Below are 20034 nucleotides of genomic sequence, written 5' to 3' on the forward strand. Positions count from 1 at the left end.
CGAACCTGAGTGCATGCCGTTCTCCCATCCCGTCCCTGCCGCGCCGGGCCTCGCACAGCCAGGCCATGCCTTGCCCACCAAGCCGCGCGTGCCCGCTGGTGGAGTCGAACCACCAGTGCGACCATCCGGGCGCCCCATCCATGTCTCGCCTAGCCAGTCCCGGCCCTAGCTGGCTGGAAGCCGCCTTCGTCGTCGAGGAGCACCCGGACGCCGCGGCGCAGGACGGGTCGGATAAGTGGATCGCCCCAGGACTGCACGGACCAGCCGTTGAGGTGCGCCTCGATGGGGTGCCGGTGGATGTAGCCGTGGCAGCCGTCGGTATTGCCGTGGCCGCACACCCACAGCCCGTTGCTCGCGCTCCATGCGCCCTGCTGGCCCTTGGCCTGGCGGTGCTGGAACTCGCGGCCCTGCCCCTGGCACGCGCCGGGAATGGCCGCTTCGCACATGCCTCCGCTGCGGGCGGCGACCTTCGCGCGGGCGTCAATCTCGGCTTCGGACTTCGCCGGCGGACGGTACGGCTTCATCGGCTTGTGGGCGACGCTGGTCTTGCCAATCGCGATCCGCTTCGACTTCAGCGGCGCGTTCGTGCGCAACGGGGTCTTCCGCGCCAGCGGCTTCCCGCGCTTCACTCCTCGAACCTCTCCGAGAACCCGTACATGGCCCAGCTGTACTTGCCGCTCTGGTGGTCACCCTCGTGGTCGGTCGGGAGGTCGCAGCGGACGTCGATCCGCCGACCCTCACCGGTGCCGTGGAAGTCGATGTCGTCCGTCAAGAACCGGCTCTCGCACCGCTGCTTGTCGCGGCGGCGGTCGACACGGTCGGCGATGGCGCAGTGCACGAGGTACAGGCTGACGACCGTGAGTCCGATCGAGGCGACCCACGCGAGCGCGCTGGCTTCCTCAGTGAACAGGCGGTGCCAGCTGTCGACAGTGACGGAGAACGCGCCGAGGATCGCGGCGAGCCGGTAGGTGCGGTAACGCTCCAGGTTCATGACGGGTCCTCTGTGGTTTGGGTGTATCGGACGGTGGGGATTCCGGCTTCTTCGGCTTTGCGGGTGCAGTCCGACGCGCCGCGGGAACGGCTGCGGATGAACGACAGGCACAGGCCCACACCGGCTTCGACCATGTCGCTGTTGCGCCGCAGCCCGGCGGTGGGGCAGTACTTGGTGCCGTCGCTGCGCCGCTTCCGGTGCGCCTTGCGGCACGCCACGTCGTGTTCGGGGTCGCAGTGGTCCCAGTCCGCGTCGACCGGCATGTCTCTCCCGCCGAGAGCGCGCCAGATACCGGCGGCTTGCTGGTCACCTTTGATCGCGTTGCCGTGCATCAACACCGCGTCTGGGTAGGTTTCGAGGACCTTGGCGAACACGTCCCGCACCGTCGACCACTGCGACCAGGTACGGGAGATCGTCAACAGGATCGTCGGCTGCTCGTTCACCTCGCCTCCAACCTGGAGACCAGCCGCGCCAGATCCGCCGGCGAGAACCCCTGCTTCAACCCGCGCCGCTTCGCGTACTGCTTCGCGCCCTTACCACGCTTCGTCGGATCCGCGTGGCGGATGTGCCAGAAGTGGGCGAAGTCGATCGGCTGGCGTGGACAGATCGGGCACCGGTACGGCTCTAACGCGCCCTCACCGGTCTTCGCTTCACGCTCCACCAGACGCGCGAACCGCTCCGCCTCGCTCCGGTTCCACAGCCGCACCTTCTCGCAGCTGCCCTCCCGGGCGGGTTCGAGCATCAGCCGGAACACGCCCTTCGTGCGACGCTCCGCTTCCAACGCTCGACCCAGCTCGATGAGCAGCGCGTCGATCCTGTCCTCCGCCTGCAAGTAGCGGGCGGTCATGGCGGTGAGCTCGTCCATCAGGACCTTGCGGCGCTTCACTGTGCACCTGCTTTGGTCTTGGCCTGGATGCCCAGGTACTTGATGAAGTCGCCCAACACGGTGGGTTTGTCGGCGTTGTCCAGGATCGGCGCGCCGAGCAGACCTGCCTTTTCCACCTCCGTCCACAGCGCGAGCAATTCCTCGTAGGTGGACAGTTGCAGGGCCCGTTCCCGATAGGTCATGGCGTCTGGGGCGTCCTCGCCCTGTTCCAGCCACTCGCGAATGGTGTCTGCGAGCTCGGGGCCCGGCTGGGGGATCACGGCGCGAGACAAAGCTGGGATGCGGGACTTCGACACGGTGAGCACGTTGTCGAGGTCAAGGTCCCCGACGACGTCGAACTCGTACTCGATGCCTTCCCGCTGCTCCGGTCGCATCCCGACCTTGCGCGGGACCTTCTTGCCGCGTTCGTCGGTCTCCACCACGTACTCGGTTTTCACCCGCAGAGTGACAATGACGTGCCCCGGGTAGGAGGCGAGAGCATCGAGCATGCGACGTTCGTCCGGACGGACTTCCTTCCAGCCAGAGAAGCTGTTGCCGCCCTTCGCGCGTCGATCGGCCTGTTCCAACATGCCGTCGACACCCATCCAGTAATGCGAGAGGGAGTCGACGACGATGCACCCGAATCCCTGGCTGGCCGCAACGGCGAGCGCATCGGTGAGGGACTTGGGTGAGAACGACTGTGGGTTGAGCCGCGAGAACTGCCAACCGTTCACCCCGACGTACAGCGACGCGCGCCCGCGTTCCGTGTCGATGACTGCGACGTTGTCCGACAACGCGGTTCCCAACGCGAGGGAGGTGAACGTCTTCCCGGACCCAGACGGGCCAGCCAGCGCGATCCGCGCTTTCGACGACGCCCGGGTTGCGGGAACGAATTCGATGGTCATCGGGGGGCCACCAACTCCAGCAGGGGTAACGAGTGGGCACAGTGGGGACAGGGGACGGTGAACCAGGTGTGCTGACCGATCAGCCGGACCTTCATCAGCCGCTTGCCCTTGCAGATGCAGAACCGCGGCAGCGAGTGCAGGATCAACGCTGGCACCCCTCGACGACGCACTTCGTCTTGTTCGGGCACGAGTCACACCCCCACCCGAACACCTCGGGGTTCACCTCGACGGCGTCACCGTCGAACGTGATCCCCCGCGCGGACAGCTTCTGGAACACGTCGGCGTAGCGGGCCCGCGCACGGATCCTCACCGGCACCGAGTGGGTGGTGAAGTTCGCGTCCACCCACGTGCACACATCTCCCTGGTGCACCACCAGGTTGGTGTGATGCTGTCGGGCCCACGCAGCCACATCCCGGGGGGTGGTGGCCTGCATCTCCACGTGCGCCGGCCACATCGGCGGCGGGTACATCGACACCATCGACGGCGCAGGCACAGGCTCAGCGAGGAGTTCGGCCACGACCTGAGCCACATCCTGGGCGGTCACGACGCCACCCCCAGGTAGGTCGCGATCTCCTGATCCAGGTCGTAGTAGCCGCGCTCGCACCCGAATGGGGCCATCAGCCCCATCTTCACCAGCGCCACCTTGATCTCGGCCCGGTCGAACGCCAACACCAACGGCGGCTCCCCTTCGGGGTTCTTGAGCACAACCTCGACGTGGTTGCCGGATCGGCGGACCAGGATGTCGCCCTCGCCCTTCCAGCAGTCGGAGTTCGCGCCGTCTCGCAGGAGTTCGCGGGCGAAGTGGTACTCCACGCACGTCTTGTCGCTGTACCGGAACTCGAGGATGACGGCGTACGGGTCCCGAGTGGAGTAGCGCCAGGCCATCCCGATCTGGTGGACGACACCGTCAGCTTGGAAGCACACCGCGTTGATGGGCTGCCGGATCGACACTGAATTCACTTCTGGCCGCCTTTCTGCTGGCGCTTCTCGCGCTGCTTGGCGACCTCGTCCTGCGGCTTCGAGTTCCCCAGCGCCCGGTCGATACGGCGCTGCGCGGCCTGATCTGCCTTCTTCAAGATGCCCATGACGGCCCCTACCTTTTGATCTCAGTTGCTTCTGCGAGGACGGAGATCCCGATCTCCAGCCCGACGGTGAGGAGGGCCAAACCCAGCCCGAAGAACACAGCCAGAGCAGGGTGCTGATCCGGCCACTTGTCGTCGGCGAACGCCCACCCGATCAACCACGCCGCGACGGGGAAGAACACACCGGCGCAGATCGCGAACGCGGTGATGAACGCGTCCAGGCCTTGCGACACCTTGTCGCCGAGCGCGGTCCACTGTTCGTGTGTCACGCCGCCACCCCCAGCCAGGCGACCATGGACAACACGGCCGCCACCAACGCCGCGGGCAGCTGATACACCACCCCTACCGAGTAGGGCGGGTCGGTGGGGCTTGGGGCGAAAGGGTTCGAGGACACCGACACCTCCCCCGGATCGGCCGGCGCGAGGTTGTCGTCGGTGCGCGGGTCGATGTACTCCCGCAATCCCTGTGGGGTGCGCACCGCGGGGAACCCGACCCGCCACCGCCGGTGCGTCATGGGCTGGATCGGGGCATCCCCGCGTTCCCTGCGCCACAGCACCGAGAACGGGATGGTCGGCTTGGTGAGGTGCCGATCTTCTCCGTGGCGGGGTGGCGGCCTGTCGGGGTTGTCTGGGACAATCACCTTGGTCATCGGAACTCCTTCGAGTGGTGTGGTTCCGTTGGCTGGCCCCGGTGTTCGCAGCGCCGGGGCGTCTTCTTGGATCGCCACTCCCCAGGCCTGGTTAGGGAGGCCAGAGGCCTGGGGAGTGGCCGTCTACTGGGTGGTGCGGGATCTCTTCCAGATCTCCACGTACTTGCGCGGATACCGGCAGTACTTCCCGACCCTCACGCGCTTCGGACCGGTGCCTCGCTTGTTCCAGGCGTAGATCGTGTTGACCGACACCCGCAGCATCTGGGCGAGCTCCGTGGTGGTGAGGAGGTCGTCGTCAGTCATCGGTCTCGCCGGCTTCCTTGACCGCGGCGACGATGTCGTCTCCGAGGTGGTCACTGATGGGGGATGACATGAACGCCTTCGCGGCGTCCTCGTTCGCGATCGCTTTGGCGAGCACACCGACCGGGATAGGAAGGGTCTTCTGCTTGCGGCTGCGGATGCGGTAGGCGCGCAGGTAGACGGGTGACTGGCGATTGGTCCTGGTCATCCATCAACTCCTGATCGGGGGCTTCTTCGGTGGTGGTTGAGCGGGGGCAGGCCTCGTGGGGGGTGACCCGGTTGGGGGTTTTGTCGGGGGCCCGTCTTGCATGTCGTCACTCTATGTCGTCTCTGCAATTTCTGTCAAACCTGTCGTTGTCTCGGTCGCGTAACAGTGATTGCAGATCTGACATGGCAGGGGTTACAGTTTTGACATGCACGTACTCGGGCGACCACCCAACCGGACCGACTCCACCTGTTTGCCCAGGTCACGACCGATGCGGCACCTTAGGCACGTGGAGACGAACGTCGAGCGACGCAAGCGACTTGGGGCACTCATCAAGGGCCGCAGGGCTCAGCTGCGGATCAAGTCTGCAAGAGCCCTGGCAGAGCTGACAGACAACCGGCCCGCCGAACGGACGATCGCCGCCATCGAGTTGGGCGACCGAGTCGCCTCGAACACCACCTACACCCGGCTTGAGATCGCGCTGAGGTTGCCCATCGGGATCTGCGAGGCCGTCCTCCGCGGCGAGGTTGACGAGTTCCCGCCAATCGACACCACCACCGCGACGCCTGTGCCGGACACGCCGGCGCAGGCCGAGCAGACTTTCACTGCGACGCAGCTACGCGTCCTGGCCGAGACCCTGGGACCGGATGGCCTCCACGAGTGGGCCCTTCGCCTTCCCTCACATGGGGGAGTTACTAGTGCGACCGGGTGAGCGCTTCGTTGAAAACTTAACGGTTCGCGAATGCCGGTAAACGAGCACCAGTTCTGAACGATGAATCAGATGATCAGGCCCACGGGGGGCCACTGAACGATGACTGGATGTAGCCGATGCACGCGAGGGAGCTTTCCTGCGCCGTAATCGTCACGGCCACCACGCTGGCCACTAACTACCTGCTCGCCGGAACCGTGAGCACCTCCCGCGAAGTCCTGGTGCTGGTCGTCATGGCGAGCACCATCATCACCGGGTTGTTCTGGTTCACCTGGCTACGAGCAGCCGACGCTGACCAACTCTCCGACCTCCAAGAGCAGATCAACGAGCTCCACGAGGAACGGATCCTCACCCCCAGCCCCCGGCAGGAGGACCCCGTCCGGGTGGTGATTCCTTTCAAGCGCACAGCCTCCCGCTGAGAGATCGAAAAAGGAGACAGGGCCATGGCGGTCGACGACCTCTGGTACTCGAAGAAGAGACGCGGGCCGGACAAGAAACCAGTGAAGCTCGCCCGCCACGGCCGCGGGCAGCGCTGGAGGGTCCGCTACACCGACCCCAACACCGGACAACCCCTGACGCGCAGCTTCGACAAGAAGCAGGACGCCGACCTGTTCGACGCCAACGTTCGAGCAGACATCTCCCGCGGCCAATACCTCGACCTCCGCGCCGGCGAAGTCACCGTGCGGGAGTACGCCGAGCAATGGCGGAAAACCCAGGTCCACCGGGAGCGCACCGCAGCCCGGGTTGAAGGGGCGTTCAGGATGCATCTGTACCCGCATCTCGGGGACATGCAGATGAACAAAGTGCGCTCTACCCACGCCAAGAAGTGGGTGAAGGACATGCTCGAGGAGCTCGCGCCGTCGACCTTGCTGATCGAGCTCACCACGGTCAGGTCGATGTTCGAGTCCGCCGTGGGCGAGTGCATCGGCCGGAACCCCTTCAAGGGTGCGGGGGTGGGTGAGATCGACCCCGCTAGCAGATACATCCCCACAGCGAAGGAAGTGCACCTGCTGGCGAAGAAGATTCAGCCGCGCTGGCGACCCCTCCCCTTGCTGGCGGCTGGCACCGGGTTACGTCCATCCGAGCTGCGCGGCCTTGAGGTCGGGCACGTGGACTTTCTGAGACGCGTGGTGCGGGTGGAGCAGCAGTTGATCCGAACGAAGACCCACGGCATGCACATCGCGAAGGTGAAGACGAAGACAAGTCTGCGCACGGTTGAGGTGCCGCAGCTGGTGTTGGACGAGCTAGCTCGCCACATCCAGGAGTTCCCGCCCCACCCGCTTGAGCTGACAGACGCGCGTAATCCCCGGAAGATCCAGCGGCGAGAAGCTAGGTTGCTGTTCACTTCACCGACGGGGCAGCCGGTGACGGATGGGTCGACGTGGCAGAAGCCGTGGAAGGCTGCCGTGTCCGGGGCGGGGTTGCCGGCGGACTTCGGGTTGCATGGGCTGCGGCACTACTTCGCCACCAGCCTTATCCACGCTGGGAAGTCTGTGAAGGTGGTGCAGATGGCGCTGGGGCACGCGAACCCGACCATCACACTGAACACGTACGTGCACGAGTGGCCAGGGCAGGACGACCGTACCCGAGATGTGATGGAAGCAGCACTCACGATCGAAGATGACCACCGGGGCCAGGACCATGGATGAGCTGTTGTGATCTATACCCATTCTGTACCCGTTGATCTTCAACGGGTGTCTGGCCCAGGTCAGCGCCTGTGTGGTTGGGTTTGTGAACTCTATGAACACAACGGTGACCGCGGTCATAGCCGTGGCCGATAGTTCCACGCGAGCTGCGCCGGACTGGGCGCGTCACGTCCCCACAGGAGGCAACGTTGCCTACGGCACCACCGGCCGGCGCGAAGCCGCGCCGCGACCGGATGCACTACCTCTACCTCGCGGTCATCGCCGCGGTCGTCCTCGGTGTCGCGGTCGGGATCCTGTTCCCCGACTTCGGCAAGAGCCTGGCCTGGCTCGGCACCGGGTTCGTGAACCTGATCAAGATGATGATCTCCCCCATCATCTTCTGCACGATCGTGCTCGGCATCGGGTCGGTCGCCAAGGCCGCGAAGATCGGCAAGGTCGGCCTGATGGCCATCGGCTACTTCCTGGTGATGTCCACGTTCGCACTGGCCATCGGCCTGATCGTGGGCAACCTGCTGCACCCGGGCAGCGGCCTGCACCTGGACCCGTCGTCGATCGCGAAGGCGCAGGAACAGGCCAGCAAGGGCAGCGAGGGCACCACCGACTTCGTGCTCGGCATCATCCCGACCTCGCTGGTGTCGTCGTTCACCGAGGGTTCGGTGCTGCAGACGCTGCTGGTCGCGCTGCTCGCCGGCTTCGCGCTGCAGAAGATGGGTGAGGCGGGCAAGCCGATCCTGCGCGGCATCGAGCACATCCAGAAGCTCGTGTTCCGCATCCTGTCGATGATCATGTGGGCGGCGCCGGTGGGCGCGTTCGGCGCGATCGCCGCGGTGGTGGGCGCGACCGGGTGGAACGCGCTGAAGAGCCTCGCGGTGGTGATGATCGGGTTCTACGTCACGTGCGCGTTGTTCGTGACGATCGTGCTCGGCGCGATTCTCTGGCTCGGCGCGCGGATCAACATCTTCAGCCTGCTGCGGTACCTCACCCGCGAGTTCATCCTGATCGTGTCGACGTCGTCGTCGGAGTCGGCGCTGCCGCGGCTGATCGCGAAGATGGAACACCTGGGCGTGTCGAAGCCGGTCGTCGGCATCACGGTGCCGACCGGGTACTCGTTCAACCTGGACGGCACCGCGATCTACCTGACGATGGCGACGTTGTTCATCGCCACCGCGCAGGGCAGCCCGCTGTCCGTCGCCGAGCAGATCTCCCTGCTGGTGTTCATGATCATCGCGTCGAAGGGCGCGGCAGGCGTGAGCGGTGCGGGCCTGGCGACCCTGGCAGGCGGGTTGCAGTCGCACCGGCCGGACCTGGTCGGGGGCGTCGGGTTCATCCTCGGCATCGACCGGTTCATGTCCGAGGCGCGCGCGGTGACCAACTTCGCGGGCAACGCCGTGGCGACGGTCGTCATCGGGTCCTGGACCAAGGAGTTCGACCGGTCGCGGGCCCAGCGGGTGCTGTCCGGGCAGGACCCGTTCAACGAGACCACGCTGGTGGACGACCACCCGGCGGCCGAGCCGGAGCGGGAGCCCGTGAAGGCCGGCGTCTGATGCGCGCCCCGCGGCTGGTGATCGCGGTGGTGGCCGCGATCACCGGCACCCTCCTGGCCGCTCCGGCCGCCACCGCGTCGGGGATCGTCGATTTCCCCGTGCCGTCCGCCGGCTGCGGCCACCCCGCACCCGTGCCGGCGGGACAGAGCGTGACCCGCACCGTCACCTCGGGCGGGCTCACGCGCAGCTACCTGCTGCACGTTCCGGCGGACTACCGGCCCGACCGGCCGGATCCGCTGGTCCTGTCCTTCCACGGGCACCGGCGCACCGCCGAGTACCAGGAGGAGCTGTCCGGCTTCTCCGGCCGGTCGGTGATCGCGGTCTACCCGCAGGGCCTTGTCGGGACCGACGGGGAGAGCGCGTGGACGGGTGCGCCGTACTCGGCCGCCGCGGACGACGTGCTGTTCACCAGCGACCTGCTGAACCAGCTGCAGCGCGAGCTGTGCGTCGACCCGCGGCGCGTGTTCGCGGCGGGCAAGTCCAACGGCGGCGGGTTCACCGGGGTGCTGGCCTGCCGGCTGAGCGGGCGGATCGCCGCGTTCGCGCCGGTGTCCGGGGCGTTCTACCCGCAGGGCGGCGAGTGCCACCCGTCGCGGCCGGCGCCGGTGCTGGACTTCCACGGCACCGCGGACGCGACCATCCCCTACGCCGGCGATCCGGCGCGCGGGCTGCCGTCCATTCCGGACTGGCTCGCGGGCTGGGCGTCGCGCGACGGGTGCGCCGCGGAGCCCGTGGTGCGTGATCTCGGCGACGGGGTGCGGGTCGAGCGGTGGCGGTCCTGTGCCGCGGACGTCGTGCACTACCGGGTCGAGGGCCTCGGCCACGACTGGCCGAGCACGGCGCCCAACCCGGATTCGGACGTCCCGTCGGTGATCGACGCGACGCAGGTGATCCTGCGGTTCTTCAACGCGCACCCGCTGCGCTGAGGTGGTGCTGGAGTCCGCGCCTGCCACGCCGCATCATCAGGGCGTGGTTGGCGCGGAACACCGGCCGTGCCAGCGGGGAGAAGGTGCGCAGCAGCGGTTTCGTGGCGAGGACCCGCTGGGTGATCTCCAGCCGGGTGCCGCCCGGCCTGCCGAGGACGACCGCCGCGAGTGAGCCTTCGAGGTCGCCGGTCAGGTGGACGCGCAGGCGGCCGCGGTCCGGATCCTGCTCGGCGCGGCGCATGCGGACGACCAACACGTACGGCAGCGCGGCGCGGCAGACGAGCTGGGCGGTGTCGTCGTCGACGCGCGTGACCTCACGCACGTCCGGCCACCAGAGCGGATACCCGGCGACGTCGGTGACCGCGTCGAACACGCTGCGCACGGGCGCGGAGAGCAGCCAGGTGTCCCGGAAGTGGTAGGCGTTGATCCGCATGGCACCGAGTATCCGCCGAGATCAATACCCGGACCCGCCGTCGGCGGGGGTGCCGGTCACCTTCACCCCGGACGGGGCGATCACGAACCAGGTGCCGTCGACGCCCTGGCCGTTGACCTGGCCGGGTGCGGTGTCGTTGACGTAGCGGTACAGCGGCCAGCCGCCGAGCGTGAGCTGCCGGACCCCGTCCGGGCGGACGAAAACCCCGGCGAGCCCGCCGTCGATGCCGTCGGTGGTGGGCGGGGCGGCGCCGGCCGCTGCCGGCGGCCACAGGGTCGCGCAGGCGCCGGCGCAGTTGGTCGCCGGTGGTGACGCGCTGTCCAGGTCGAAGCGGTAGAGCGTGCGGCCCTGGCTGTCGGCCACGACGTCCCCGAGCCCGCTGATGACGGCAACGCGCAGGTCGGCGGGCGCGCGCTCCGGCGCGGCCGGGCCGCACGCGGACACGAACGCCGCCACGATCACGGCGATGAGCAGGCGGGTCATCGGGCACCTCCCGCGGTGCGAGCCCGGTGCACGGCGACCGGGTCACCCCATGACACGAGAGGGCGCGCTTCGCGGTTCACCGGTCCGACACGCTCGGTCGGCGCGCGCACCCGACGGGTCTCGGGAGCGCCAACCGGCGGACGCCCGGGGCGCGACGCCGAGCCGGGTCGCCGCACTCGCCGAGCCGCTGCCCGCCGAGCGCGCCGCGCAGTGCCGCGGCCGCGGCGGCCTGCTTCGCCGGCGCACGCCCAAGGGCCTGCTCCACCGGGGCACGCCCGAGCCCCTGCTCAGCCAGCGGACGCCCAAGGGCCTGCTCCGCCAGCGCACACCCAAGGGCCTGCTCCCCCAGCGCCACCAAACCCTGCTCCGCCGGCGCACACCCAAGGGCCTGCTCCGCCGGCGCACACCCAAGGGCCTGCTCCGCCAGCGCCACCAAACCCTGCTCCGCCGACGCACGCCCGAACTTTCGGCAGCTCCGAGCCGCGGCGGCCCGCCCGCCCCGCCGCAGTCCCACGCGGTGTGGGCGAGGTGCCTGGCGAGCCTCCGAGCGGGTCGTCGCCTCCGCGACGGTCACCACCCCGCCGCGAGGCCGGTGCCACCCGCACCCGCACGGTCCGGAGGCGACCGGGAACGCGCCGCGCGGCTCGCCGGCCGCGCGGCTCGTCACGGTCAGTTCAGCAGTTCCTGCAGGAACTTGCCCGTGTAGCTGCCCTCGACCGTGGCCACGTGCTCGGGCGTGCCCTCGGCGACGACGGTGCCTCCGCCGGAGCCGCCTTCCGGACCCAGGTCGATGACCCAGTCGGAAGTCTTGATCACGTCGAGGTTGTGCTCGATCACGATCACGCTGTTGCCCTTGTCCACCAAGCCGTTGATGACGCCGAGCAGCTTGCGGATGTCCTCGAAGTGCAGGCCGGTGGTCGGCTCGTCGAGGATGTACACCGTCTTGCCGGTCGAGCGCTTCTGCAGCTCGGAGGCGAGCTTCACGCGCTGCGCCTCGCCACCGGACAGCGTCGGCGCGGGCTGGCCCAGCCGGACGTAGCCGAGGCCCACGTCGACCAGCGTCTGCAGGTGCCGGTGGATCGCCTTGATCGGCTCGAAGAACTCGGCGGCCTCCTCGATCGGCATGTCGAGGACGTCGGAGACCGTCTTGCCCTTGTAGTGCACCTCGAGCGTCTCGCGGTTGTACCGGGCGCCCTTGCAGACCTCGCACGGCACGTACACGTCGGGCAGGAAGTTCATCTCGATCTTGATCGTGCCGTCGCCCGCGCACGCCTCGCAGCGGCCGCCCTTGACGTTGAACGAGAACCGGCCCGGCTGGTAGCCGCGCACCTTCGCCTCGGTGGTGGCCGCGAACAGCTTGCGCACGTGGTCCCACACACCCGTGTACGTCGCCGGGTTGGACCGCGGCGTGCGGCCGATCGGCGACTGGTCGACGCGCACCAGCTTGTCCACGTGGTCCAGTCCGCGCACGCGGGTGTGCCGTCCCGGCACCTGGCGGGCGCCGTTGAGCTTGTTCGCCAGCACCGTCGCGAGGATGTCGTTGACCAGCGTCGACTTGCCCGACCCGGACACGCCGGTGACCGACACCAGGCAGCCCAGCGGGAACGACACGTCCACGCCGCGCAGGTTGTGCTCCCGCGCGCCCACCACGGTCAGCTGACGCTTCTTGTTCGCCGGCCGCCGGATCGCCGGCACCGGGATGACCTCCTGCCCGGACAGGTACTGGCCGGTCAGCGACTTCTTGTTCTTCAGCAGCTTCGCGAACGGTCCGCTGTGGACGATGTGCCCGCCGTGCTCGCCCGCGCCGGGGCCGATGTCGACGACCCAGTCGCTGGCGCGGATCGTGTCCTCGTCGTGCTCGACGACGATCAGCGTGTTGCCCAGGTCGCGCAGCCTCGTCAGCGTGTCGATCAGGCGGCGGTTGTCGCGCTGGTGCAGGCCGATCGACGGCTCGTCCAGCACGTACAGCACGCCCACCAGGCCGGACCCGATCTGCGTGGCCAGCCGGATGCGCTGGGCCTCACCACCGGACAGCGTGGCCGACGCGCGGTCCAGCGACAGGTAGTTGAGGCCGACGTCGAGCAGGAAGCGCAGCCGCGCCTGGATCTCCTTCAGCACCGCGCCGGCGATCATCGCCTCGCGCTGCCCCAGCTTGAGGCCGTCGAGGAACTCCGAGGCCTCCTCGATGGACAGCGCGCACACCTCGGCGATGGACCGTTCGCCGCGCTCGGCGTGCTCCAGGGTGACCGCGAGGATCTCCGGCTTGAGCCTGCTGCCCTGGCACGCCGGGCACGGCACCTCGCGCATGTAGCCCTCGTACCGCTCGCGCATGTACTCGGACTCGGTCTGGTCCAGCCGCCGCTCCAGGAACGGGATGACGCCCTCGAAGCTCGCGTAGTAGCTGCGCTGGCGGCCGTAGCGGTTGCGGTAGCGGACGTGGACCTGCTCGTCGACGCCGTGCAGGACCGCCTTCTGCGCCTTCGCGGGCAGCTTGCGCCACGGCGTGTCCATGCGGAAGCCGATGGTCTCCGACAGCGACTCCAGCAGCCGCTGGAAGTACTCGGCGCTCTGCCCGCCCGACCACGGCGCGATCGCGCCCTCGGCGAGCGACAGCTCGTCGTCGGGCACCACCAGTTCCGGGTCGACCTCCTTGCGGATGCCGATGCCGGTGCATTCGGGGCACGCGCCGTAGGGCGAGTTGAACGAGAACGAGCGCGGCTCGAGGTCCTCGATGGCCAGCGGGTGGCCGTTCGGGCAGGCGAGGTTCTCGGAGAACCCGCGGATGCGGTGCGGGTCGCCCTCCGGCAGGTCGACGAACTCCAGCTCGACCAGGCCGTCCGCGAGGCGCAGCGCGGTCTCGACCGAGTCGGTCAGCCGCTGCTTCGCCGAGGACTTGACGGTCAGCCGGTCGACCACGACGCCGATGTGGTGCTTCTCCTGCTTCTTCAGCTTCGGCGGGTCGGTGAGCTGGTACACCTGCCCGTCGATGCGCGCCCGCGAGTAGCCCTGCTGCTGGAGGTTGCTGAACAGGTCGAGGTACTCGCCCTTGCGGCCGCGCACGACCGGCGCGAGCACCTGGAACCGGGTGCCCTGCTCCATGGCCAGCACCTGGTCGACGATCTGCTGCGGGGTCTGCTTGCTGATCGGTTCCCCGCACTGCGGGCAGTGCGGCTTGCCCGCGCGCGCGTAGAGCAGCCGGAGGTAGTCGTAGACCTCGGTGATGGTGCCCACGGTGGAGCGCGGGTTGCGCGAGGTGGACTTCTGGTCGATCGACACCGCGGGCGACAGGCCCTCGATGAAGTCGACGTCCGGCTTGTCCATCTGCCCCAGGAACTGCCGGGCGTAGGCCGACAGCGACTCCACGTACCGCCGCTGCCCCTCGGCGAAGATCGTGTCGAAGGCCAGGCTCGACTTGCCCGACCCGGACAGGCCGGTGAACACGATCAGGCTGTCCCGGGGCAGGTCGAGGTCGACGCCGCGGAGGTTGTGCTCGCGCGCACCGCGAACAACGAGGCGATCAGCCACGGATGAGGTCCCTTCCCTGGAATGTGACGGCCGGATCAGCCAGCCGCATCCATGCTAGGACGACCCACCGACAGAAACCGGAGCCGGACCGGTCGGCTCCTCGCGGACGAGGTCGTCCGGAGCCCTCCGGGGCGGCGGCGCGGTGGCGCCGCGTGGCGTGGTCAGCCAGCGGTGGGCCGGCCGTTCGACGAGTTTCGTGAGCAGCCATCCGGCGCCGGTCGCCGCCCCCAGCACGAGCGGCAGCCGCGCCCAGCCCGGCAGTCCCGCGAGTTGCAGCGCCTTGGCCAGGATGTAGCCCAGCTCCTGGTGCAACAGGTACACGCCGTAGGAAATTCCGGCGAACCAGCCGATGACCGGCGCCAGCGGCCGCAGGAACGTCCAGTCCGGGCCCTTCGCCGCGGCGCACACCAGGACGAGCACGAGCGCGAACCCGATGATGGAGGGCAGCCGCGACGGGTCCGTGGGCAACGCCACGTGGAACGGGTAGAGGTGCAGGTCCTGCGCGGCGACGACGGCGGCGAGCAGCAGCGCCAGGTGCGGCGTGGACAACCGGTCGCGCGACCAGAGCCACACCGCGACGCCCGCGGCGAACGCGTGCAGCCGGTGCAGCCCGAACCCGAAGACGACGGCGAACGCCCACGGCGAGGTGTTCGTGACGCCGAACACCCAGAACCGCAGCACGAGCGGGACGACGACCATCGCCCAGGCGAGCAGCTTCGCGTGCCGAGCCGCGTGCGGCGAGCGGAACCAGGGGGTGCGCGACCACAGCAGCGCGGCGCCCGCGAAGACCATCAGCTGGACGGGCAGCGTCCAGTAGGAGCCGTCGAGCCAGATGAACCCCTGGTGCCAGCCCTGGATCATGGTCAGGTTGACGAGGAGGTCCCAGCCGACCGGCACGTACCAGGAGCTCGCCCACGCGACGCCGTCGGTGGTGGGGCCGAACAGCTTGTCCCACCAGTGGCTGCCGAACTCCTGGCCGTTGAACGAGGCGTCCGCCCAGCGCATCACGAAGTAGGTCAGCAGCACCGCGACCAGGTACGGCGGGACGAGCCGGGCGGCCTTCTTCCACATCCACCGCCCGCTGTCGCCGCGCCGGACGGTCTGGCAGACGAAGAACGCGGAGACGACCATCAGGATCGCGGCGCCGAACTGGGCGGTGACCTTGACCGGGTAGTCGTTCAGCTCGGTGTGGGCCAGCGGTCCCTGGTGGGTGATGTGACCGAGCACCACGGACAGGACCGCCAGGACGCGGACGGCGTCCCAGCTGATGCGGCGGGTGCTGGTGCGGGGGTTCTCGGGGAGGAAGCTCGGCACGTCTCGGGGCGTCTCGCAAGATCGGGTTCGGGGACGCACCGGAGCCTACGTTACCGATCCGAGACCAACCTGAACGGGTGGAACGCGATGTGGCGCGGCGACTACGGTTGGCGGCGTGAACGTCGTAGAGGACTACACCGGCCACGTGGAGCCGGGCGGGGACGCGGCCCGGCGGGTACTGGACCGGCTGGCCATCACCAAGCTGTCGGTCGGCCCCATGGACAACAACGCCTACCTGCTGGTTTGCCGCCGGCAGAACGAGGCGCTGCTGATCGACGCCGCGGCGGACCCGGAGCGGATCTCGGACCTCATCGGTCACGGCCCGGACCGTCCCGCGCTGCGCACGATCGTGACGACCCACCAGCACGCCGACCACTGGCAGGCGCTGGGCGCGGTGGCGGGCGCGTACGGAGCGAACACGGCGGCTCACCCGTTGGACGCTTCGGCGCTGCCGGTCCCCCCGGACTTCCTGGTCGAGGACGGCGACACCCTCACGGTGGGTGACTGCACGCTCGAGGTGATTCACCTGAGGGGGCACACTCCGGGCTCGATCGCGTTGTTGTACCGCGACGCGGACGGCGGCACGCACCTCTTCACGGGCGATTCGCTGTTCCCCGGCGGCGTCGGGAAGACGAACTCGCCGGAGGACTTCCAGTCCCTGCTGGGCGACGTGGAGACGCGGGTGTTCGGCCGGCTGCCGGACGAGACGTGGTTCTACCCGGGCCACGGCGACGACTCGACGCTCGGCGCGGAGCGGCCGAAGCTGGCGGAGTGGCGCGAGCGCGGCTGGTGATAGCCGGTGGTGGAGATCGCTCCTGGACGGGAACGATCTCCACCATCCCCTCCAGCCCGGCGAAATCGCCGGGATCGCGGGTGCAGAGCGGCAACCCATTACGCGCCATCGCCCCACCAGCTCCACGGCCGTGAGCCGGCGGCGGCGAGGGAGCGGCCTGGCTCGATCAGTAGAAGAACACGTCCTCCGTCAGGCCGGCGTGCAGCGTGCGGTACGAGCCGGTGTAGAAGAGCAGCGGTGCGCCGTCCCGGTAGGCCAGGTGCTCGACCTCCCCGAGGAACAGCGTGTGGTCCCCGGCGGGGTGGCGGTCCACGATCCGGCAGCCGATGAACGCCAGGCCGCCGGGGACGAAGTCGAACCCGCCCTCCGACGCGAACTCCACGGACAGTGACGGGCGCCCGCCGAAGTGGCGGGACACCTCCTCCTGCTCCGCGGACAGCACGGTCACCGCGTACCGGTCGCCTGCCTCGAGGTGCCGCGCCATCGTGCACGCGCCCAGCGACACCAGGATCAGCGGCGGGTCCAGCGACACCGACAGGAACCCGTTCGCCGTCATGCCGTGCACGTGCCCGTCGGCGGTCCTCGTCGTGATCACCGTGACCCCGGTGGCGAACCGGCCCATCGCCGTGCGGAACCGGCGCGGGTCGGTGGCCACGCCCGCGGTCACGAGCCTTCGACGGGCGCGTAGTGCAGGATCTGCGCCCCGCCCGTCGCGTAGTTCGGCACGTCGCCTGCCACGGCCTGGCCCTGCTCCGACGCCATCGCCGCGGCCATCGCCTCCGCCGAGTCGAATTCGCCCTCCCAGATCGCGAAATACGGGCTCTCCCCGCCCATCGCGGCCACGTCGAAGCTGTACCGCATGGCCCGCAGGCCCGGCAGCCTCGCCGCGAGCGGCAGGTGCGTGCTGACGTAGTACTGCTTGAAGTGCTCCGGGTCCGCCGGCGGCGGGTACAACACGGTGAGCCGGTACATGCGGAAAACTCCCTTCCTCAGGCCTTCGCGTGGCGGGCCAGGAACTCGTCGGTGCGCTCGGCGGTGGCGAGGATGCGCCACTGCCGGTCCGGGTAGTCGAAGTTGTTGGTGAACTCGTCGGCGATCGCCTTGTCCGCGTGCATCGCGCCGAACAGGCGCAGCAGGTGCTCCGGCGGCGGGCCGATCATCAGGTTGGTCCAGTTCGCCGCGCCCAGCACGACGTCCGCGCGGCGCGCGGCCACGTCCTGGCAGAACAGCTCGTCGAACCCGTAGTCCTCCAGGATCGCCTGCCCGGTCACCCACGCGGAGTGCGACGCCGAGTTCGCGCCCTGCCCGACGACCGGGTCGACCACGGTGTGCACGTCGCCGATGGCCAGCGCGAACTTGCCGTTCGGCAGCTTCGCGTAGTCCTGCCGCACGGTCGGGGTCAGCGCGCCCTGCAAGATGTCCAGCGGGCCGGTCAGCGCGAAGCTCGCCGGGTCGACGCGTTCGAACGTCTGCGGGTGGTGCTTGGCGAGCTTGTCCAGCACGAGCCGCTCGTACGCCTTCGGGTCGGCGTCGTAGGACTGTCGGCCGAGGATCTCCAGGTCGCCGCCTGGCACGTTCTCGAACAGCAGCGCGGTGGTGAACCCGTCCTTGCCGTACATGGGGATTTCCAGCAGCTCGCCGTGCCCGGGCGAGGCGCTGATGGTGACGCCCTTCGGCTCGGAGTAGGTGATGCCGCGGTAGAGGCCGACGGACAGGATCCGCTGCGGCCCGTCGTACGGGCTCAGCTCCGGGCGGCGCGGGAACAACGCGGCGAACGCGCCCCGTCCGGCCGCGACGACCAGCAGGTCGTGCCGGTCGGCGATCGGCTCGATGTCCTCGGCCTGCAGCGTCCGGACCTCCAGCCGCCCGCCGCGCTCCTCGAACGCCTCGGTGAGCTTGGGCAGGTAGAGGCGGTAGTCGATGGCGCTGGACCACTCGGCGAAGTCGCCGCGCCAGGACATCGGCTCGGGCCCGCCGACGTAGTGGTGGTGGCAGGAGTAGCCGTACTCCTCCACCGGCCAGAAGTCGATGCCCAGCTCGAGTTCGCGCTTCAGGGTCGGCGCGTGGTGGGCGACGCTGTTGAGCAGCCGCCCGCCGGCCAGCTGGGCCGCGGTCTTGTCGGTGTAGATCGTCACCGGGACGTCGTGCTTGCGCAGCAGCAGTCCCAGTTGCAGGCCGGCGATCCCGGCGCCGATGATGCCGATGTCCGGCATGGTCGCTCCTTTCCTCACAGGTGGGTCCAGACGCTCTTGATCTCGGTGTACAGCTCGATGGCGTGCCTGCCCATCTCGCGGCCCCACCCGCTGGACTTGAACCCGCCCCATGGCGCCGCGGCGTCGACGGGGTTGGGCATGTTGATGAAGACGGTGCCGGCGCGGATGGCGTCGGCGAGGCGGTGCGCGGCGCTGACGTCGCGGGTCCACACCGACGCGGCGAGGCCGTATTCGGTGTCGTTGGCGCGGTGCACGACCTCGTCGGTGTCGTCGAACGGCAGCACCGCCAGCACCGGGCCGAAGATCTCGTCGCGGGCGACGGCCATGTCGTCGGTGACCCCGGTGAGGACGGTCGGGCGGTAGAAGTAGCCGTCGCTGCCGGTGGTTTCGCCGCCGGTGGCGATGCGGGCGCCCTCGGCCGCGGCCTTGCGCACCGCGGTGTCCACTGAGGACAGGTGGTCGGCGGAGACGAGCGGGCCCAGCTGGGTCGTGGGGTCAAGGCCGGGGCCGATGACCATCTTCTCGGCGGCCCGCGCGAGCCGCTCGCCGAACTCGCCGACCAGGGAGCTGTGCACGTAGAACCTCGTGTAGGCGGCGCACACCTGGCCGGAGTTCAGCAGCGCGCCCTGCAGGCAGCCCTGCACCGCGGCGGGCAGGTCGGCGTCGGGCAGGACGACGGCGGGCGCCTTGCCGCCCAGTTCCAGCGACACCCGCTTGAGGTTGCCCGCGCTGCCGCGCACGATCTCGCGCCCGACGTCGGTGGAGCCGGTGAACGACACCTTGTCCACGTCCGGGTGGTCCACCAGGGCGCGGCCGGTTTCCGGGCCGCCGGTGAGGACGTTGAGGACGCCGGCCGGGACACCGGCGTCGACCATCAGCCGCGCGAGGCGCAGCGTGGTGAGCGGGGTCTGCTCGGCGGGCTTGACGACGACGGTGTTGCCGCACGCGAGCGCCGGGGCGAGCTTCCAGGACGCGATCATCAGCGGGAAGTTCCACGGCGTGATGAGCGCGCACACGCCGACCGGCTCGCGGCGGGTGTACTGGAGGACGTCCGGAACGGACACCGGCGAGGTCTCACCCTCGATCTTGGTGACCCAGCCGGCGTAGTAGCGGAAGTGCTCGGCGGCCGCGGCGACCGACACGTTCCGCGCGATGCCGATCGGCTGCCCCTGGTCGCGGGTCTCCAGCGCGGCCAGTTCGTCGGCGTGCTCGTCGATCAGGTCGCCGACGCGCCACAGGATGCGCGCGCGGGCGGCGGGGCTGAGGCGGCGCCACGGTTCGAACGCGGCGCGGGCGGCGGCGACGGCACTGTCCACATCGGCCTGGCGCGCGTCGGCGACCGTGCCGATGGGCCGCGCGGTGGCCGGGTCGACGGTCTCGAAGACGCCTCCGCCGCTTGCGGCCGTCCACTCGCCGCCGATGAGGAGTTGCCCGGTCAGGTTCATGGGACC

The 20034-nt window shown here is 69.2% G+C and carries 26 protein-coding genes; 6 read left to right on the forward strand and 20 right to left on the reverse strand.

Annotation, left to right across the window (positions count from 1 at the left end; all coding sequences use genetic code 11):
• Nucleotides 1-149 precede the first annotated feature (149 nt).
• The 12 genes from AMYTH_RS47035 to AMYTH_RS0113425 all read right to left on the reverse strand — a co-directional run bounded on the left by AMYTH_RS47035 (nt 150) and on the right by AMYTH_RS0113425 (nt 5000).
• Nucleotides 150-629: a hypothetical protein gene (locus AMYTH_RS47035; protein WP_051362657.1), complete on the reverse strand. Its 480-nt coding sequence runs from the start codon at nt 627-629 to the stop codon at nt 150-152.
• Complete coding sequence (locus AMYTH_RS0113370; RefSeq protein ID WP_027930746.1) at nt 626-991, reverse strand: DUF751 domain-containing protein; 366 nt, start codon at nt 989-991, stop codon at nt 626-628. Before AMYTH_RS0113370 ends, AMYTH_RS47035 begins: the two co-directional genes overlap by 4 nt.
• Nucleotides 988-1434, reverse strand: coding sequence for a hypothetical protein (locus tag AMYTH_RS44755; RefSeq protein WP_037322525.1), 447 nt, complete (start codon nt 1432-1434; stop codon nt 988-990). The genes AMYTH_RS0113370 and AMYTH_RS44755 overlap by 4 nt, the downstream gene beginning before the upstream one ends.
• A complete protein-coding gene (locus tag AMYTH_RS0113380; protein WP_027930747.1) occupies nt 1431-1877 on the reverse strand; it encodes a hypothetical protein in 447 nt (148 codons plus the stop codon). The genes AMYTH_RS44755 and AMYTH_RS0113380 overlap by 4 nt, the downstream gene beginning before the upstream one ends.
• Nucleotides 1874-2761 carry an ATP-binding protein gene (locus AMYTH_RS0113385; RefSeq protein ID WP_027930748.1) on the reverse strand — a complete coding sequence of 296 codons (888 nt, stop codon included), beginning with the start codon at nt 2759-2761 and terminating at the stop codon, nt 1874-1876. Before AMYTH_RS0113385 ends, AMYTH_RS0113380 begins: the two co-directional genes overlap by 4 nt.
• A 142-nt stretch (nt 2762-2903) precedes the next feature.
• A complete protein-coding gene (locus AMYTH_RS0113395) occupies nt 2904-3305 on the reverse strand; it encodes a hypothetical protein (RefSeq protein ID WP_027930749.1) in 402 nt (133 codons plus the stop codon).
• Entirely contained in the window at nt 3302-3712 is a 411-nt protein-coding gene (locus tag AMYTH_RS47040; RefSeq protein ID WP_051362658.1) for an SsgA family sporulation/cell division regulator, read from the reverse strand. Before AMYTH_RS47040 ends, AMYTH_RS0113395 begins: the two co-directional genes overlap by 4 nt.
• A gap of 5 nt (nt 3713-3717) precedes the next feature.
• Nucleotides 3718-3846, reverse strand: a complete 129-nt coding sequence (locus AMYTH_RS50875) for a hypothetical protein (protein WP_267283891.1) — start codon at nt 3844-3846, stop codon at nt 3718-3720.
• 8 nt (nt 3847-3854) lie between these two features.
• Nucleotides 3855-4112, reverse strand: a complete 258-nt coding sequence (locus AMYTH_RS0113410) for a hypothetical protein (protein WP_027930750.1) — start codon at nt 4110-4112, stop codon at nt 3855-3857.
• Entirely contained in the window at nt 4109-4492 is a 384-nt protein-coding gene (locus tag AMYTH_RS0113415) for a hypothetical protein (RefSeq protein WP_027930751.1), read from the reverse strand. Before AMYTH_RS0113415 ends, AMYTH_RS0113410 begins: the two co-directional genes overlap by 4 nt.
• Before the next feature lie 123 nt (nt 4493-4615).
• Entirely contained in the window at nt 4616-4795 is a 180-nt protein-coding gene (locus tag AMYTH_RS0113420) for a helix-turn-helix transcriptional regulator (protein ID WP_027930752.1), read from the reverse strand.
• On the reverse strand, nt 4788-5000 hold the full coding sequence (locus AMYTH_RS0113425; RefSeq protein WP_027930753.1) for a hypothetical protein: 213 nt from the start codon (nt 4998-5000) through the stop codon (nt 4788-4790). The genes AMYTH_RS0113420 and AMYTH_RS0113425 overlap by 8 nt, the downstream gene beginning before the upstream one ends.
• 286 nt (nt 5001-5286) lie before the next feature.
• On the opposite strand from AMYTH_RS0113425, the gene AMYTH_RS0113430 reads away from it, so the two are divergent.
• The 5 genes from AMYTH_RS0113430 to AMYTH_RS0113450 all read left to right on the forward strand — a co-directional run bounded on the left by AMYTH_RS0113430 (nt 5287) and on the right by AMYTH_RS0113450 (nt 9822).
• Entirely contained in the window at nt 5287-5709 is a 423-nt protein-coding gene (locus AMYTH_RS0113430; RefSeq protein ID WP_157360603.1) for a hypothetical protein, read from the forward strand.
• 116 nt (nt 5710-5825) lie between these two features.
• On the forward strand, nt 5826-6125 hold the full coding sequence (locus AMYTH_RS0113435; protein ID WP_027930755.1) for a hypothetical protein: 300 nt from the start codon (nt 5826-5828) through the stop codon (nt 6123-6125).
• Between the two features lie 24 nt (nt 6126-6149).
• Nucleotides 6150-7355 (forward strand): tyrosine-type recombinase/integrase, encoded by a 1206-nt coding sequence (locus tag AMYTH_RS44765; protein WP_051362659.1) that lies wholly within the window; start codon nt 6150-6152, stop codon nt 7353-7355.
• A gap of 230 nt (nt 7356-7585) precedes the next feature.
• Nucleotides 7586-8896, forward strand: coding sequence for a cation:dicarboxylate symporter family transporter (locus AMYTH_RS0113445; RefSeq protein ID WP_027930756.1), 1311 nt, complete (start codon nt 7586-7588; stop codon nt 8894-8896).
• A complete protein-coding gene (locus AMYTH_RS0113450; protein ID WP_027930757.1) occupies nt 8896-9822 on the forward strand; it encodes a CE1 family esterase in 927 nt (308 codons plus the stop codon). Before AMYTH_RS0113445 ends, AMYTH_RS0113450 begins: the two co-directional genes overlap by 1 nt.
• Here the strand turns inward: AMYTH_RS0113450 and AMYTH_RS0113455 are convergent.
• The 4 genes from AMYTH_RS0113455 to AMYTH_RS0113475 all read right to left on the reverse strand — a co-directional run bounded on the left by AMYTH_RS0113455 (nt 9800) and on the right by AMYTH_RS0113475 (nt 15577).
• Nucleotides 9800-10255 carry an SRPBCC family protein gene (locus AMYTH_RS0113455; protein ID WP_027930758.1) on the reverse strand — a complete coding sequence of 152 codons (456 nt, stop codon included), beginning with the start codon at nt 10253-10255 and terminating at the stop codon, nt 9800-9802. The genes AMYTH_RS0113450 and AMYTH_RS0113455 overlap by 23 nt on opposite strands.
• A 21-nt stretch (nt 10256-10276) precedes the next feature.
• The gene (locus AMYTH_RS44770; protein WP_051362660.1) at nt 10277-10738 is read right to left on the reverse strand and encodes a hypothetical protein; all 462 of its coding nucleotides are present in this window, start codon (nt 10736-10738) and stop codon (nt 10277-10279) included.
• A 669-nt stretch (nt 10739-11407) separates the two neighbouring features.
• On the reverse strand, nt 11408-14263 hold the full coding sequence (gene uvrA / locus AMYTH_RS0113470; RefSeq protein WP_027930760.1) for an excinuclease ABC subunit UvrA: 2856 nt from the start codon (nt 14261-14263) through the stop codon (nt 11408-11410).
• Between the two features lie 54 nt (nt 14264-14317).
• On the reverse strand, nt 14318-15577 hold the full coding sequence (locus AMYTH_RS0113475; protein ID WP_027930761.1) for an acyltransferase family protein: 1260 nt from the start codon (nt 15575-15577) through the stop codon (nt 14318-14320).
• A 115-nt stretch (nt 15578-15692) separates the two neighbouring features.
• Between AMYTH_RS0113475 and AMYTH_RS0113480 the strand changes: the two genes are divergently transcribed.
• Nucleotides 15693-16370, forward strand: coding sequence for an MBL fold metallo-hydrolase (locus tag AMYTH_RS0113480; protein ID WP_027930762.1), 678 nt, complete (start codon nt 15693-15695; stop codon nt 16368-16370).
• A 166-nt stretch (nt 16371-16536) separates the two neighbouring features.
• Here AMYTH_RS0113480 and AMYTH_RS0113485 read toward each other — a convergent pair whose 3' ends face one another.
• Genes AMYTH_RS0113485 through AMYTH_RS0113500 form a run of 4 tightly spaced genes read right to left on the reverse strand, consistent with a single transcriptional unit; the run spans nt 16537 to nt 20028 of the window.
• Nucleotides 16537-17037: a flavin reductase family protein gene (locus AMYTH_RS0113485; RefSeq protein WP_027930763.1), complete on the reverse strand. Its 501-nt coding sequence runs from the start codon at nt 17035-17037 to the stop codon at nt 16537-16539.
• The gene (locus AMYTH_RS0113490; protein ID WP_027930764.1) at nt 17034-17342 is read right to left on the reverse strand and encodes an EthD family reductase; all 309 of its coding nucleotides are present in this window, start codon (nt 17340-17342) and stop codon (nt 17034-17036) included. Before AMYTH_RS0113490 ends, AMYTH_RS0113485 begins: the two co-directional genes overlap by 4 nt.
• Before the next feature lie 17 nt (nt 17343-17359).
• Nucleotides 17360-18583 carry a styrene monooxygenase/indole monooxygenase family protein gene (locus AMYTH_RS0113495; RefSeq protein ID WP_027930765.1) on the reverse strand — a complete coding sequence of 408 codons (1224 nt, stop codon included), beginning with the start codon at nt 18581-18583 and terminating at the stop codon, nt 17360-17362.
• 14 nt (nt 18584-18597) lie between these two features.
• Complete coding sequence (locus AMYTH_RS0113500) at nt 18598-20028, reverse strand: aldehyde dehydrogenase family protein (protein WP_027930766.1); 1431 nt, start codon at nt 20026-20028, stop codon at nt 18598-18600.
• Between the last annotated feature and the right edge of the window lie 6 nt (nt 20029-20034).

The sequence above is a fragment of the Amycolatopsis thermoflava N1165 genome, assembly GCF_000473265.1.
GTDB classification, from domain to species: Bacteria; Actinomycetota; Actinomycetes; order Mycobacteriales; family Pseudonocardiaceae; genus Amycolatopsis_E; species Amycolatopsis_E thermoflava.

Bases quoted from the DNA above. Each gene is read 5' to 3' on its own strand.
- AMYTH_RS0113425 (WP_027930753.1), bottom strand. From the start codon at position 5,000: ATGACCAGGACCAATCGCCAGTCACCCGTCTACCTGCGCGCCTACCGC.
- AMYTH_RS0113445 (WP_027930756.1), top strand. From the start codon at position 7,586: ATGCACTACCTCTACCTCGCGGTCATCGCCGCGGTCGTCCTCGGTGTC.
- AMYTH_RS0113370 (WP_027930746.1), bottom strand. From the start codon at position 991: ATGAACCTGGAGCGTTACCGCACCTACCGGCTCGCCGCGATCCTCGGC.
- AMYTH_RS0113495 (WP_027930765.1), bottom strand. From the start codon at position 18,583: ATGCCGGACATCGGCATCATCGGCGCCGGGATCGCCGGCCTGCAACTG.
- AMYTH_RS0113415 (WP_027930751.1), bottom strand. From the start codon at position 4,492: ATGACCAAGGTGATTGTCCCAGACAACCCCGACAGGCCGCCACCCCGC.
- AMYTH_RS0113490 (WP_027930764.1), bottom strand. From the start codon at position 17,342: ATGTACCGGCTCACCGTGTTGTACCCGCCGCCGGCGGACCCGGAGCAC.
- AMYTH_RS0113420 (WP_027930752.1), bottom strand. From the start codon at position 4,795: ATGACTGACGACGACCTCCTCACCACCACGGAGCTCGCCCAGATGCTG.
- AMYTH_RS44765 (WP_051362659.1), top strand. From the start codon at position 6,150: ATGGCGGTCGACGACCTCTGGTACTCGAAGAAGAGACGCGGGCCGGAC.
- AMYTH_RS0113500 (WP_027930766.1), bottom strand. From the start codon at position 20,028: ATGAACCTGACCGGGCAACTCCTCATCGGCGGCGAGTGGACGGCCGCA.
- AMYTH_RS0113450 (WP_027930757.1), top strand. From the start codon at position 8,896: ATGCGCGCCCCGCGGCTGGTGATCGCGGTGGTGGCCGCGATCACCGGC.
- AMYTH_RS0113455 (WP_027930758.1), bottom strand. From the start codon at position 10,255: ATGCGGATCAACGCCTACCACTTCCGGGACACCTGGCTGCTCTCCGCG.
- AMYTH_RS0113435 (WP_027930755.1), top strand. From the start codon at position 5,826: ATGCACGCGAGGGAGCTTTCCTGCGCCGTAATCGTCACGGCCACCACG.
- AMYTH_RS0113385 (WP_027930748.1), bottom strand. From the start codon at position 2,761: ATGACCATCGAATTCGTTCCCGCAACCCGGGCGTCGTCGAAAGCGCGG.
- AMYTH_RS44770 (WP_051362660.1), bottom strand. From the start codon at position 10,738: ATGACCCGCCTGCTCATCGCCGTGATCGTGGCGGCGTTCGTGTCCGCG.
- AMYTH_RS50875 (WP_267283891.1), bottom strand. From the start codon at position 3,846: ATGGGCATCTTGAAGAAGGCAGATCAGGCCGCGCAGCGCCGTATCGAC.